Annotated in this window: 15 protein-coding genes; 4 read left to right on the top strand and 11 right to left on the bottom strand. The window is 60.0% G+C overall.

What is annotated here, in order from left to right:
• Nucleotides 1–43 precede the first annotated feature (43 nt).
• On the bottom strand, nt 44–1,096 hold the full coding sequence (locus K1W69_RS25840) for a TRAP transporter substrate-binding protein (protein WP_258571379.1): 1,053 nt from the start codon (nt 1,094–1,096) through the stop codon (nt 44–46).
• A gap of 130 nt (nt 1,097–1,226) precedes the next feature.
• On the bottom strand, nt 1,227–1,682 hold the full coding sequence (locus tag K1W69_RS25835) for an Lrp/AsnC family transcriptional regulator (RefSeq protein WP_220231370.1): 456 nt from the start codon (nt 1,680–1,682) through the stop codon (nt 1,227–1,229).
• Nucleotides 1,683–1,822: 140 nt separating this feature from the next.
• Here K1W69_RS25835 and hppD point away from each other — a divergent pair, with 140 nt between their 5' ends.
• Nucleotides 1,823–2,935 (top strand): 4-hydroxyphenylpyruvate dioxygenase, encoded by a 1,113-nt coding sequence (gene hppD, locus K1W69_RS25830; RefSeq protein ID WP_220231369.1) that lies wholly within the window; start codon nt 1,823–1,825, stop codon nt 2,933–2,935.
• A 2-nt stretch (nt 2,936–2,937) separates the two neighbouring features.
• On the opposite strand, the gene maiA is transcribed toward hppD, so the two are convergent.
• The 7 genes from maiA to hmgA are packed head-to-tail and all read right to left on the bottom strand — an operon-like array spanning nt 2,938 to nt 9,364.
• A complete protein-coding gene (gene maiA, locus K1W69_RS25825; protein ID WP_220231368.1) occupies nt 2,938–3,582 on the bottom strand; it encodes a maleylacetoacetate isomerase in 645 nt (214 codons plus the stop codon).
• Between the two features lie 43 nt (nt 3,583–3,625).
• The gene (locus tag K1W69_RS25820; protein ID WP_220231367.1) at nt 3,626–4,168 is read right to left on the bottom strand and encodes a VOC family protein; all 543 of its coding nucleotides are present in this window, start codon (nt 4,166–4,168) and stop codon (nt 3,626–3,628) included.
• Nucleotides 4,169–4,216: 48 nt separating this feature from the next.
• Nucleotides 4,217–4,420 carry a DUF2783 domain-containing protein gene (locus K1W69_RS25815; RefSeq protein ID WP_220231366.1) on the bottom strand — a complete coding sequence of 68 codons (204 nt, stop codon included), beginning with the start codon at nt 4,418–4,420 and terminating at the stop codon, nt 4,217–4,219.
• An 11-nt stretch (nt 4,421–4,431) separates the two neighbouring features.
• Complete coding sequence (locus K1W69_RS25810) at nt 4,432–6,039, bottom strand: FAD-dependent oxidoreductase (protein ID WP_220231365.1); 1,608 nt, start codon at nt 6,037–6,039, stop codon at nt 4,432–4,434.
• A gap of 33 nt (nt 6,040–6,072) precedes the next feature.
• Nucleotides 6,073–7,023 (bottom strand): MBL fold metallo-hydrolase, encoded by a 951-nt coding sequence (locus K1W69_RS25805; protein WP_220231364.1) that lies wholly within the window; start codon nt 7,021–7,023, stop codon nt 6,073–6,075.
• Between the two features lie 3 nt (nt 7,024–7,026).
• On the bottom strand, nt 7,027–8,046 hold the full coding sequence (locus K1W69_RS25800) for a fumarylacetoacetate hydrolase family protein (RefSeq protein ID WP_220231363.1): 1,020 nt from the start codon (nt 8,044–8,046) through the stop codon (nt 7,027–7,029).
• Between the two features lies 1 nt (nt 8,047).
• A complete protein-coding gene (gene hmgA / locus K1W69_RS25795; RefSeq protein ID WP_220231362.1) occupies nt 8,048–9,364 on the bottom strand; it encodes a homogentisate 1,2-dioxygenase in 1,317 nt (438 codons plus the stop codon).
• A gap of 119 nt (nt 9,365–9,483) precedes the next feature.
• On the opposite strand from hmgA, the gene K1W69_RS25790 reads away from it, so the two are divergent.
• The gene (locus K1W69_RS25790) at nt 9,484–9,882 is read left to right on the top strand and encodes a MarR family winged helix-turn-helix transcriptional regulator (protein ID WP_220231410.1); all 399 of its coding nucleotides are present in this window, start codon (nt 9,484–9,486) and stop codon (nt 9,880–9,882) included.
• 89 nt (nt 9,883–9,971) lie between these two features.
• Here K1W69_RS25790 and K1W69_RS25785 read toward each other — a convergent pair whose 3' ends face one another.
• Both K1W69_RS25785 and dxr read right to left on the bottom strand, forming a co-directional pair.
• On the bottom strand, nt 9,972–10,235 hold the full coding sequence (locus tag K1W69_RS25785) for a YMGG-like glycine zipper-containing protein (protein ID WP_220231361.1): 264 nt from the start codon (nt 10,233–10,235) through the stop codon (nt 9,972–9,974).
• Nucleotides 10,236–10,454: 219 nt separating this feature from the next.
• A complete protein-coding gene (gene dxr / locus K1W69_RS25780; protein ID WP_220231360.1) occupies nt 10,455–11,651 on the bottom strand; it encodes a 1-deoxy-D-xylulose-5-phosphate reductoisomerase in 1,197 nt (398 codons plus the stop codon).
• Between the two features lie 146 nt (nt 11,652–11,797).
• On the opposite strand from dxr, the gene kynU reads away from it, so the two are divergent.
• Both kynU and pcaD read left to right on the top strand, forming a co-directional pair.
• On the top strand, nt 11,798–13,039 hold the full coding sequence (gene kynU, locus K1W69_RS25775; RefSeq protein WP_220231359.1) for a kynureninase: 1,242 nt from the start codon (nt 11,798–11,800) through the stop codon (nt 13,037–13,039).
• 143 nt (nt 13,040–13,182) lie between these two features.
• On the top strand, nt 13,183–13,995 hold the full coding sequence (gene pcaD, locus K1W69_RS25770; protein WP_220231358.1) for a 3-oxoadipate enol-lactonase: 813 nt from the start codon (nt 13,183–13,185) through the stop codon (nt 13,993–13,995).
• Nucleotides 13,996–14,005: the final 10 nt, after the last annotated feature.

Here is a 14,005-nt window from a genome sequence, read left to right as displayed (position 1 = left end):
TTCCGGCGGCCGCATGATAACAGCGGCCGCCGGCTAACAGTTTCTATTCGTTTGTATATTTTTCCATGAGCGCCTGGGCGCGTTCGTAGAGGTCGGCGCCGTCGATGCCCTTGTCGTTCATTTCGGCAATCCAGTTGTCAATCACCGGCTGGGCGGCTTCCTTCCAGCGGGCGACTTCCGCTTCGTCGAGAATGACGATCTCGTTATTGGCCGCCTCGGATGCTGCGCGTCCGGGTTTGTCGTATTCCTGCATGGTGCGTCCGGCGAAGGCCGAGAATTCAGCGCCGGAATTATCGTCGATCACCTTCTTCAGATCGTCCGGCAGGCTGTCATACTTGGCCTTGTTCATGGCCAGAACGAAGACAGCGGTATAGAGCGCCTTGTCGCCGGAGAATTCCGTATGGGTTTCGACCAGTTCCGGAATCTTCAAAGCTGTCGTCACCTCGTAGGGGATCACCGTGCCGTCGATGACGTTTTTAGACAGCGCTTCGGGAATCGCCGGCACGGGCATGCCAATCGGCGTCGCTCCGGTTTCCGAAAGCAGATTGTTGATCACGCGCGTGGGGCCACGCAGCTTGAGACCCTGCATGTCTTCCAGCTTGTGAACGCCGTCGCCCTTGGCGTGGATGACGCCGGGGCCGTGCATCCAGGCGCCGAGGATCTTGAAGTCCTTGAAATCCTGGTCCTTCATGTCGGATTCGAAGAGATCCCAATAGGCCTTCGACCCGGCTTCCGCATTGCTCATCATGAAGGGCAGTTCAAACACCTCGGCGCGCGGAAAGCGGCCCGGAGAATAGCCCGGAAGCGTCCAGACGATGTCGACCGCGCCGTCCCCGGCCTGGTCGATCAGCTGCGGCGGCGTGCCGCCGAGCGACATGGCGCCATAGAGTTCGACCTTGATGCGGCCGTCCGATTCTTCTTCGACCTTGTCGGCCCAGGGCTGCAGAACATATTTCGGCACATTGGCCTGCGGCGGCAGAAACTGGTGCATGCGAAGCGTCACTTCCTGAGCGAAGGACGGCGCCACGTGGCCAACAATGCCGGTCGTGACCAGCGCAGCGGCGGCGAGTGTTTTCAAAAGGGTGCGTTTCTTCAAGTTATCCTCCCAGAAACTTAGAAATATCGGCCTTTTCCGGCCGGTGAAGGTATTCAGCGCGGCATGATTAGCATGACTGACCGGATTCGCAAGCAGTACGAAAGGCCAATCGGCGTTCCCGGCGGCGCGCCTACCTGAGCGGCAGCGCGTGGGTTTCCTTCAAGGTGTCGAGGACAATCGCCGATTTGACGTGCCGAACGGATTCGTGCGGAAGCAGCACGTCATTGACAAAACCCGACAAGGCCCGCAGGTCCGGCGTGACCACCTTCAAGAGATAATCCATCTCGCCTGTCAGCGAATGCGCCTCCAGCACTTCCGGCAAGCCTTCGACAAGGCGCGCGAAACGACGCGCATTGTCGCGATTGTGCGTATCGAGCGTCACGGTGATGATATTGACGATGCCGAGACCGAGAAGATTTCGGTCGAGGCCGGCGAAATAGCCGCGGATAAATCCCTCCTGCTCAAGCCGCGTGCGCCGTCTGGAACATTGCGATGGCGACAGATTGACCCGCTCGGACAGGTCGTTGTTGGTCAGTCGGGCATCCTGCTGCAACTCTTCCAGGATCTTCCTGTCGTATCGGTCCATTTCACAATCCGTGCGTTATTGATCCTTCATGTGCAATATTCATGCATAGTTACGCTCACATGAGGCAAGAATGCAAACTATTCGCACGTGAAATGCGCGATAATAAGATCAACAAACATAAACGCAGAAGGAGTTCTCTCATGGGTCCGTTTCCGCACGATGCGCCGCCGGCCAAGATCAGCGACGACAATCCCGCCGGCACCGATGGTTTTGAATTTGTCGAATTCGCCCATCCCGAGCCTGAGAAGCTCGAGGAGCTGTTCACGAAGATGGGCTACGTTGCCGTTGCCCGTCACAAGCAAAAAGCGATCTCCGTCTGGCGTCAGGGCGATATCAACTACATCCTGAATGGCGAGACCGATTCCTTCGGTGGCCGCTTCATCGACAAGCACGGCCCCTGCGCCCCGTCCATGGCTTGGCGCGTCGTCGACGCGCAACACGCCTTCGACCATGCGGTCTCGAAGGGCGCCACGCCCTATGAGGGCGACGACAAGGCGCTCGACGTTCCGGCCATTGTCGGCATCGGCGGATCGCTGCTCTACTTCGTTGACAAATACGGCGAGAAGGGCTCGGCCTATGACGCCGAATTCGAATGGATCGGCGAGCGCGACCCGAAACCGGAAGGCGTGGGTTTCTATTTTCTCGACCACCTCACCCACAATGTCTATCGCGGCAATATGAACAAGTGGTGGGACTTCTATCGCGATCTGTTCAATTTCTCCCAGATCCATTTCTTCGACATCGACGGCCGGATCACCGGACTGGTGAGCCGCGCCATCACCTCGCCCTGCGGCAAGATCCGCATTCCGCTCAACGAGTCGAAGGACGACACCAGCCAGATCGAGGAATATCTGAAGAAGTACAAGGGCGAGGGCATCCAGCACATTGCGGTCGGCACCGATGCCATCTACGAAGCGACAGACCAGCTCGCCGACAATGGGCTGAAGTTCATGCCGGGTCCGCCGGACGCCTATTACGACATGTCCCACGACCGCGTGAAAGGCCATGACGAACCAATCGATCGCATGAAGAAACACGGCATCCTGATCGACGGCGAAGGCGTCGTCGGCGGCGGGCAGACGAAGATCCTGCTGCAGATCTTCTCCAAGACGGTCATCGGCCCGATCTTCTTCGAATTCATCCAGCGCAAGGGCGACGAGGGCTTTGGCGAGGGCAACTTCCGCGCCCTGTTCGAATCCATCGAGGAAGACCAGATCCGTCGCGGCGTCATCAAGACCGAAGCCGCGGAATAGGATTAGCCCGGCGGCGGTCCGATCCGGTCGGGATGGGCCGCCGCGAAGCTTTTCAGCGCAACACAGTTCTCGTTGATTGCGTTGATCCGCTCCAGGTCGGAGATATCGACCTCCCAGCGATTGGCGTTGTAGACCTGCGGGACCAGGCAGAGATCGGCCATGGTTGGCGTGTCGCCATGGCAGTAGATGCCGCTCTTGCCGTCTGCAAGCATGCCTTCCAGACCAACCAGCCCCCTGCGGATGAATGTCTTCATCCAGGCGGCCCGGTCTTCATCGCGTCCGGTCAGTTCCACGACATGGGCGGCGACGGACAGGTTGCAGACGGGATGGATTTCCATGGCGACCGCATAGGCGAGCGCGCGCACGCGCGCGCGTTCGTGTTTTTCCGTCGGCAGGAAACCCGGATCGGGACGTGTCTCGTCGAGATACTCGATGATCGCCATCGACTGGGTCAGCATATGGCCGTCGATCTCAAGGGCCGGCACCAGTCCCTGCGGATTGCGGGCGATATGGTCCTCGCCGCGGTGCTGACCCGTCAGCAAATTGACGGGCACGGCGTCATAGGCAAGACCCATGAGATTGAGCGCTATCCGTACGCGATAACTGGCGGATGACCGCCAGTAATCATAAAGAACCGGTCTCGACATTGTTTCTCCGTCGTCTGTGTTTTCGCCGGCGCCCGTCATTTGATCAGGTGTCGGCGAGTTCCTTGGCGTGCATCCAGTCGGCGTGGCGCGGCGCCTTTTTCGTTCGCGACCATTCCTCCAGCATATCCCATTTGACGTCGTCCAGACGCTTCAGCATGCCTTTTTCTTCCGGATCCGGACACGCGAGCTCGACGCGGTGTCCGCTCGGATCGAAAAAATAGATCGAGTGGAAGATCGAATGATCCGTGACGCCGAGCACGTCGACGCCGTTCTTTTCCAGATGATCCTTGTACTCCAGCAGGGCGTCACGGTCCTTCACCTTGAAGGCGATGTGCTGCACCCAGGCCGGCGTATTCTCGTCACGGCCCATCTCCGGCTTGGTCGGCAGTTCGAAGAACGCGAGCACATTGCCGTTTCCGGCGTCCAGAAAGATGTGCATGTAGGGATCGGGTTCGTGCGTGGACGGGACATGGTCCTCGGCGATCGCCAGAACGAAATCCATGTTGAGCATTTTCGTATACCAGTCGACGGTTTCCTTCGCATCCTTGCAACGATAGGCGACATGGTGAATCCGTTCGATTTTCATTCGGAATATCCTCCGCTTGTGTCCGGCCTCGCCGGAACGCGTTTCAGGTCACTCCGCCCGGCGGCGACCGGAATCAGCAGCGGCCTTGAGCGCCTCACGGAGCACGTCAAGGTCGCCGACATGATTGGCCAGAAGCAGGATCAGGCGGGCGTTGAAAGCATCGCTTTCTGACTTGGACAATCCCTCATGCGCGGCCAGGAGTTCCTCCAGGAAGTCGTCCTGCCTTGTTATATTTTTATTGGTATTCAACATGGTTTCTCCTCTCAGCCCTTTCCGACGGCGGTCCTGAGCGCCTGCCGGACAGCCGCTTCGTCAAAGGCGAGCCATCGGGCTGCGACGTGCTGGTCCGGCCGGAACAGATAAACCGCCTGGCTCTCGTCGCCGAGGTATCGATCCCGGATGAAACAGTCCCCGGACGACGCGTCGACAGTCAGACCTTCAACCGGAATCCCGTCAATCTCCATCGATCCCGGAACCTCGACATTGAATCCGACGAGCTGGAAGCGGTTTCCGAGCAGATCGATCAGCCAGCCGCCGCCGACGGGCGCGTCGCTTGCCGGCGCTCCGGGCCTGGCGCGGTCCGGAAGCGTCGGTTCGTCATGGCCGTTGAGCGGTGACCCATCATAGACGCTCGGCACCGACAGGCGCCCCGAATTGACGAGACTGCGGGCGAATTCGTGCTTCTCCGCCAGGTCCAGCACGGCGTTGCGGAAGATGCGGCTGATCTCCGATTTCGGTGTGATGAATTCCGTCGCGCGCGTCGAATTGAGGATGTTCTCGTCGGCGGCGAGCATGCGCTCGTAATCGTAGCTGCGCAACAGGCTTTCCGGAGCCTTGCCGTCAATGACAAGCTTCAGCTTCCAGATGAGATTGTCGGTGTCCTGAATGCCGGAATTGGCGCCCCTGGCGCCGAAGGGCGAGACCTGGTGCGCGGCGTCGCCGGCAAAGATCACCCGGTCATGGTGGAAGGCTTCCATGCGCCGGCACTGGAACGTATAGATCGACACCCATTCCAGTTCGAATTTCGCGTCGTCCCCGAGCATGGCCTTGAGCCGCGGAATTACCTTTTCCGGCTTCTTTTCCTCCTCACGATCGATATTCCAGCCAAGCTGAAGATCGATACGCCAGACATTGTCGGGCTGCTTGTGCAGAAGCGCAGACTGGCCGCGATTGAAAGGCGGATCGAACCAGAAACGACGTTCGACAGGGAAGTCGGCGTCCATGATGACGTCTGCAATGAGGAAATTGTCCTCGAAAACGCGGCCGACAAAGTCAAGACCGAGCGCTCTTCTCGCCGGCGAAGTGGCGCCGTCGCAAACAATCAGCCAGTCGGCTTCGAGACGGTAGGAGCCCTCGGACGTCTCGACATCGAGGCGCGCGCCCGTCTCGTCCTGTTCGATGTGGGTCACGCGGTTTCCGCCGCGCAGATCCAGCGGTTTGCCCTGCGCCTGCAACTGGCGCACGCGGTGGATCAGGTATTCCTCGAAATGATATTGCTGCAGATTGACGAAGGCGGGCCGCTTGTGACCCTTCTCCGGCAGCAGGTCGAATTCATAGACCTTGTGATCGTCGAAATAGACCTTGCCGAGATTCCACTGCACGCCCTTGTCGACGAATTCGTCTCCGCAGCCGAGCCGGTCAAGAATTTCCAGTGGCCGTTTGGCGTAGCAGATCGCCCGTGACCCCCAGCTCACCCGGTCGTTCTCGTCCAGCACCACCACCGGCACATCGGATTGCGCCAGATCGATGGCGGCGGCCAGGCCGATGGGGCCTGCCCCGATAACGACGACCGGATGCCTGACCGGCGTCCCCGCGTCCTGGTCCGCGCTGCGCTCATAGGCATAGAGCGGCGTCTCGAAAATCTTGCTCATGGAACTCCTCCCGACTTCCCGTCCCGGACCGTGTCAGCCCTGGAGAGACTCCCACATCTGCTTGTCACGCTCCGCCGTCCATATGCGAGGCGTATCCATGCCCTGCGCTTCGTCATAGGCGCGCGCGACATTGAACGGGAGGCAATGTTCGTAGATTGCATAGTCGGCGAACTTCGGGTCGCATTCGGCCCTGACCGCATCCCAGGCGTCCTTCAGCGAACCCCCGCGGGCAGCGACGGCTGCAGCCGGTCGATAGGTGCTTTCGACGAAATCCTGGGTGTTCTCGATCGCAGCATTCACCATCTCGTCGCCGACGAGCGCGTCGCCGCGACCGGGCGCGATCGCCGCCGGCCGGTAAGCCTTGATCGCATCGAGCGTCGCGCCCCAATCGCTGAAATGCCCGTCGCCACAGTAACAGGCGGAATGGTATTCGACGATGTCGCCGGTGAACATGACCCCTTCGTCGGGCACCCAGGCGACGATGTCGCCGGCTGTGTGCGCGCGTCCAAGATGCATCAGGTCAACGCGCCTGTTGCCGAGATAGACAGTCATTTTGGTCGCAAAAGTCATGGTCGGCCAGGTCAGCCCCGGAATGCTCTCATGCCCCTGGAAGAGCCGCGGAAAGCGCTCGAATTCGGAATCCCAGTCTTCCTGTCCGCGCTCCGCGACCATCGCGCGGCAGGTGTCGGACGCAATAATCTCGTCGGCGCCGTAGGCTGAAGCGCCAAGCACGCGCACGGCGTGGTAATGCGACAGGACGACATAGCGGATCGGCTTGTCCGTCACGCCGCGGATCTTTTCGACCACCTTGTTGGCGAGACGCGGAGTTGCCTGCGCGTCGACGATCATGACGCAGTCGTCACCGATGATCACGCCGGTGTTGGGATCGCCTTCGGCGGTGAAGGCCCAAAGATCGCGACCGATTTCCGAAAAGGTGACGGCCTTTTCGGTCATGTCGCCGCGCGACGCAAATTCCTTGGCCATGGTTCAGGATTTCCTCTCGTATTTTTCTACAGTTTGCTCGATAGCGCCGAAGATGGAGTGGCCCGAGCCGTCCTTCATCTCGATCCGCACCTTGTCTCCAAACGACATGAAGGGGGTGGCGGGCTTACCCGACATGATCGTCTCGATCATCCTGATCTCGGCGATGCAGGAAAAACCTGCGCCGCCCTCTGCGATCGAGCGGCCCGGCCCTCCGTCGAGCTTGTTGGACACCGTTCCCGAGCCGATGATTGCGCCCGCCGACAGCGGCCTCGATTTCGCTGCATGGGCGATCAATGTCGGGAAATCGAAGGTCATGTCGACGCCCGCGTCGGCCTGGCCGAACGGTTTGTCGTTATACTCGACAAGCAATGGTCGATGCAGCTTTCCGCCGTCCCACGCATCGCCAAGTTCATCCGGCGTGACGGCGACCGGCGAAAACGCGGAAGACGGCTTGCTCTGGAAGAAGCCGAACCCCTTGCCAAGCTCTGCCGGAATGAGATTTCTCAAGGACACGTCATTGACCAGCATGACCAGCCGGATCCTGTCCCGCGCCTCATCAACGCTTGCGCCCATGGGCGTATCGTCGACGATGACGGCGACCTCGCCCTCCATATCGATGCCCCAGGCGTCGTCTTCCATGAGGATGGCGTCGCGCGGCGCAAGGAACGCGTCGGAGCCACCCTGATACATCAACGGATCCGTCCAGAAGCTGGCCGGCATCTCGGCGTTGCGCGCCTTTCGCACCAGCTCGACGTGGTTCACATAGGCCGATCCGTCAGCCCACTGATAGGCGCGCGGCAGCGGCGAAAGCGCCTCGCTTTCGTGAAAGCGCTGCGTCGGCTGCGAACCGGATTCCAGCGCTTCCGCGGCTCTGGCCAGTCGCGGCGCAAGCGCCGACCAGTCGTCAAGCGCGTCCTGAAGCGTTGCTGCGATGTGATTGACGACAGTGCATTGCGTCAGATCCCGCGAGACGACAACCAGTTGTCCGTCACGCGAGCCGTCGCGCAAGGTGGCGAGTTTCATGCTATTTCCCCCAATTGCCTTCGATCGTTCCGTCGAAGTGTTTTTCCAGATCTTTCCAGCAATCTATATAGTCGTCCTGTAACGTATCCAGATCCATGCCGTATTGTGTCACATGCTGAGGAAAACGCGTCTCGAACATGAACGCCATTGTGTCCTCGAGCCTAGCTGGACCCAGATTCGAATTCGACGCCTTGTCGAAACCCATCGCGTCGGGTCCATGCGGCAGCATCATGTTGTGCAGGCTCATGCCGCCCGGCACGAAGCCCTCTTCCTTGGCGTCGTACTGACCCTGGATGAGACCCATGAATTCCGACATGATGTTGCGGTGATACCAGGGCGGACGGAAGGTGTGTTCAGCCACCATCCAGCGCGGCGGGAAGATGACGAAATCGATATTGGCGGTTCCTTCTTCCCCGCTCGGCGCAGTCAGCACCGTGAAGATGGACGGGTCCGGATGGTCAAAGAGAATGGCTCCCACGGGTGAATAGGTTCTCAGGTCATATTTATAGGGCGCGTAGTTTCCGTGCCAGGCGATGACGTCGAGCGGCGAATGACCGATCTCCGTGACGTAGAAGCGACCGCACCATTTCACTTGAACCCGGCAATCGGTTTCCTTGTCCTCCCAGGCGGCGACCGGGGTCTTGAAGTCACGCGGATTGGCAAGGCAATTTGCGCCGATCGGACCACGATCCGGAAGAGTGAACTTGGCGCCGTAATTTTCGCAGATGTAGCCGCGCGCCTGTTCTCCAACGGGACTTGCCTGAAAGATCATGCCGCGCGGTATGATGCAGATTTCGAGCGGCTCGAGGTCGATCTTGCCCATTTCGGTGAAGACCCGGAGGCGGCCGATCTGCGGAACGATCAGGAGTTCGGCGTCTGCGTTGAAGAAATAATCATCGACCATCGGCGTGTTGCAGACATAGATATGGGTCGCCATGCCTACCTGCGTATGCACGTCGCCCGCCGTCGTCATGGTGCGCACGCCTTCTATGAAGGTCGTCTTTTCATTCGGCATGGGAACCGGGTCCCACCGAAGCTGTCCGATGGTCAGATGGCCGTGCGTCATGTGTGGCGCGGTTTTCCAGTGGGGAAGTTCGACCGATGAAAACCGGCTCGTATGCCGCACGCTCGGCCTGATTCGGTAGAGCCATGATCGCTCGTTCGTGCCGCGCGGCGCGGTAAAGGGCGAACCGGAAAGCTGTTCGGCGTAGAGCCCGTAATTGCATTTCTGCGGGCTGTTCTGGCCTTGCGGCAGGGCGTTGGGCAGGGATTCGGTCTCAAAATCATTGCCGAATCCGGGCATGTAGGCGGCGTGCATGATTTCCCTCACTACGGTTATTGGTATATTTGTTGCAAACGTAACAATCCATTTTGTAACTATCAACGGAGTTTGCCGTGGCAGGCGCGTCCGATCCGCTTCTCTCCCTCGAACACTTCATGCCCTACCGGCTGAATCGCGCCGCTGAAACAGTGAGCCGGCGCTTTGCCGCCATATATCGGCGGCACAGCGGATTGACGCGTCCGGAGTGGCGGGCGCTTGCAACGCTCGGACAATATGGCTGCCTGACTGCAACCGATATCGGGCGGCATTCGGCCATGCACAAAACGAAAGTCAGCCGCGCCGTGCAGGCTCTTGAAGACAGACGTTGGCTGAAACGGCAAACCGACAGCGAAGACAGAAGGGTCGAACACCTTACGCTGACCGCGCTCGGGCAGAAAAACTACCGCGCCCTGGCGCAGCTCGCCCTCGATTTCGAGAGGCGGCTGAGAGAAACGCTCGGACCGGAGCTGTTCGATCAACTCAACGCCGGACTTGAGGCTTTCGAGGAGGCCTAGGACGCGAATTGCGCGATACAAACAAAACCGGCGACCTTTCGGTCGCCGGCTTCAGGATTCAATAGCGGTAAGGCGTCTTACCCGGTCGATCAGTAGCCCCGCGGGCACGCGTCGACATAGCGACGGCCATATCTGTCGCGATAGTAGCACCGGTTGGAGCCCTCGGACACGCGCCCGATCACTGCGCCCGCCACGCCGCCTATGGCTGCGCCAGCAAGCGTTCCACCGACGGTGCCCGTCGCGATTGCGCCAACGGCCGCGCCTGTACCTGCTCCGATAGCCGCGCCCTGTTCGGTCGGCGTACACCCGGCGACGAATGCAGCCACCAGCGCCAGAGCCAACAATTTCTTCATGTCAAAGCCTCCGTTTAACTTCCCATCGAGGAAGAGCCGACCGTACAATACATAATTTTCGAGTGTTTGCACTACCTTGGGGACAATTTTTGCCGGCTCTGATCGTCGATCCGGACCGTCCCGCGCAATTCCTGTCCAAGACCTCGCCATGCATAATTCGCTGAACCTGAACAGGCGATGAACGGCTCCCCTTCACGGGCGTAAGCTGGAACCGTCCGGTCAGGAAATCGGGCCCATTTCTCCAATGTACCCGCGGGCTGCTTCCCGCGCCGCCTGGTCGGCCTCGTAGACGTCCTCGATATCGCGCAAGGGATCGGAAGACGATAGCCGCTCCATGACGCTGTCCACGATTTCCGCCATATCGAGAAATCCGATCTTGCCGGTGATGAACCCTTCCAGGGCGACTTCCTTTGCTCCGTTGAGGATCGCGCCGGACGCGCCGCCATCCTCCATCGCCCTGCGCGCCAGACCCAGCGCTGGAAAGCGGATTTCGTCCGGCGGCTCGAAATCGAGCCGCGAAAGCCTGCTGAAATCCAGTCGCTCGACCGGCAGATCGGAACGCGTCGGATAGGTGAGCGCATAACCGATTGCTGTGCGCATGTCGGGCATGCCGAGTTGCGCAAGCACCGACCCGTCCCGGTATCCGACCATCGAATGGATGATCGACTGGGGGTGGATAACGACCTCGATCTGCTCCGGCTTGAGCGAAAACAGATGCATCGCCTCGATCATCTCCAGCGCTTTGTTGAACATGGAAGCGCTGTCGATGGATATCTTCATGCCCATCGACCAGTTGGGGTGTGAGCTGGCCTGCTCGGGCGTCACGCCGGCCATGTCGTGCAGGCTCCTGTTGCGGAACGGTCCGCCGGACGCGGTCAGTATGACCCGTTCAATGGTTTCCGGGTTGGCGTGATCGAATACCTGGAAGATCGCGTTATGCTCGCTGTCGACAGGAAGCAGCCGTCCGCCGCCTTGCCGGATATGCGCCTTGAACAGGTCGCCCGCCGCGACCAGACATTCCTTGTTTGCGAGCGCTATGTCCGCGCCCCGCGCCGCCGCGGCCAGCGTCGGCGCAAGCCCCGCCATGCCCACTATGCCCGCCATGACGCAATCGACCTCGCGTTCCGCCGCCTCGAGCAGTCCCGATGCGCCCGCAGCCACTTCCACTCCGGACCCTGAGAGAGCGTTTTTCAGGTCCTGATAGCGGTTTTCATCGGCCGTGACCGCCAGTTCTGCGCCATAGGCGCGCGCCTGTTTCGCAATCAGGGGGATGTTATCCATGCCGGTAAGCGCAACAACCGGGAGGTCTTCGCGTCCACCCAGATGCGAAATGACATCGAGCGTGCTGCATCCGATCGAGCCTGTCGATCCGAAGATGGAAACCCGGCGTTGGGCGGCGGTGTTTATTCGCGTCATTGTTTCAGATACGGCGTTCAATCGCAGAACACTTCTGAAATCAGATGTGCGGCGCGAGGTCAACGAAAAGGGTGGTTTCGATTGCACAAGGCTGCAAATTTATTTTATACTTGAAATATTCAAACGGCGACCGGAGGCGAGCTCTAATGCAGATCAATCGCGACAATGCTGAGGAGCGTGACAGCTGTGATCCGCTTGGCGAATTTCGTGATGAGTTCGTTCTGAGGCCGGGTCTGATTTATCTCGACGGCAACTCGCTCGGCCCCATGCACGTTTCGGTGCGCGAGCGGATGCAGGCCTGCATCGAAGATGAGTGGGCCAATGACCTCATCGCCTCCTGGAACACCGCCGGCTGGTACGACATGCCTTTGCGTCTCGGCGCCAGGATCGCGCCGTTGATCGGCGCCGACGCCAATGACGTTGTGGTGACGGATTCCACCTCGATCAACCTGTTCAAGGTGCTGGCGGCGGCGATCCGCCTGAATCCCGGTCGCAAGGTCATCGTCTCCGAGCGCAGCAATTTTCCGACCGATCTCTACATGGTCGAGGGGCTCAGCGCATTCGCCGGCAAGGGACACGAACTGCGGCTCATCGACAGGCCGGAAGACGTTGCGCAAGCCATCGACGACAGCGTGGCCGTCGTCATGCTCACCCACGTCAATTACCGCACCGGGCGCGTGCACGACATGGCGGACATCACAAGAATGGCGCATGAGGCAGGCGCGCTCGTCGTCTGGGATCTGGCCCATTCGACCGGCGCTCTCCCTGTCGATCTTGCCGGAGCAGATGCAGACTTCGCCGTTGGCTGCACCTACAAATATCTCAATGGCGGCCCCGGAGCCCCGGCATTCGTGTATGTCGCGCCACGGCTGCAAACCGTCGCCGAACAACCCTTGTCCGGATGGTTCGGCCATAGCCGACCTTTCGCCTTCGACCCGTCCTTTGAGCCGGCCAAAACCATTCATCGCTTTCTCACCGGAACGCCGCCGGTGCTTTCCATGACGGCGCTCGAACCCGCGCTCGCAATCTGGGATCGCGTCGATATCGCCGCCATACGGGCAAAATCGGTTGAACTTTGTGAATATTTCATCGCGCTGGTCGAGCAGGAATGCGCCGGATTCGGACTTGAACTGGCGAGCCCCCGCGATTCGGCCCGACGCGGCAGCCAGGTTTCTTTCCGGCACGAAAACGCCTACGCCGTCATGCAGGCGCTGATTTCACGCGACGTCGTCGGCGATTTCCGCGCGCCGGACATTATGCGCTTCGGCTTTGCCCCGCTCTATATCGGGTTTGTGGATGTTTTCGACGCCGTGGCGACGCTCTCCGACATACTTCAAAGCAATGCCTGGCGGGACGACCGCTTCCAGGTCCGGTCGGCGGTAACGTAACGCCCGCGAGCGATAGCGGATCTGCCATGAGTGGACGGAAGATTTATCAATTTACCTTCCTGTTTTGATCTGCTTTCATGCAGGAGAGGCATGACGCGGTCCGGGACCCTGGGCGGTCGCCGCGCATTTTGGGAAGGGGATCCATGCAATTTGCCCGAATAAATGGCGTCACGATACACTTCCAGCTGATAGGAGCGCCGGAAGGCCGTCCCGTCATTGTGTTTTCCAACAGTCTCGGAACGGATTTTCGCATCTGGCGCGACGTGATCATGCGCATGGCGGGCGAATTTGCGATTGTCGCCTATGACAAGCGTGGGCACGGACTGTCCGATGTCGTCCAGTCGCCTTATTCCATCGACGATCATGTCGGCGACCTTAAGGGACTGCTTGATCTGCTCGGCGTCACCAACGCCTTCATTTGCGGCCTCTCCGTCGGCGGCGTGATCGCGCAGGGTTTGTACGCCAGGCGTCCCGATCTCGTGCGGGCTCTCATCCTTTGCGACACGGCGCCGAAAATCGGCAATGCCGACCTGTGGAACGGCCGCATTGAAGCGATCGAAAAAGCCGGCATAGCGTCGATCTCCGACGCCATTCTCGAACGCTGGTTCACCCGGAAGTTTCGCGAGGAACAGACCGATGAGTTCGCCGGCTATCGAAATATGCTCGTCCGGACGCCGCAAGAGGGTTACGTCGGAACCTGCGCAGCCCTGCGCGACGCTGACCTGACGGCCGAAGCGGAAAAAATCAGTGTGCCGACGATATGCATCGTGGGGGAAGAGGACGGCTCCACGCCGCCGGATCTCGTAGGCGCGATGGCGAAGCTTATTCCCGACGCCATGTACCAGCCGATCCCCAATGCCGGCCATCTGCCTTGCATAGAGCAGCCCATCGTGCTCGCGGAAGCCATCAAGGCTTTCGTGGACGAGGTCAAGCGCAGGGAAGAGAGCGCCGGATGATTTCCAGGCT

The sequence above is a fragment of the Flavimaribacter sediminis genome (genome assembly GCF_019492055.1).
Lineage (GTDB): Bacteria > Pseudomonadota > Alphaproteobacteria > Rhizobiales > Rhizobiaceae > Flavimaribacter > Flavimaribacter sediminis.
The sequence above is the reverse complement of the archived record's forward strand: the minus strand, read 5'-3'. Positions and strand labels throughout refer to the sequence as shown.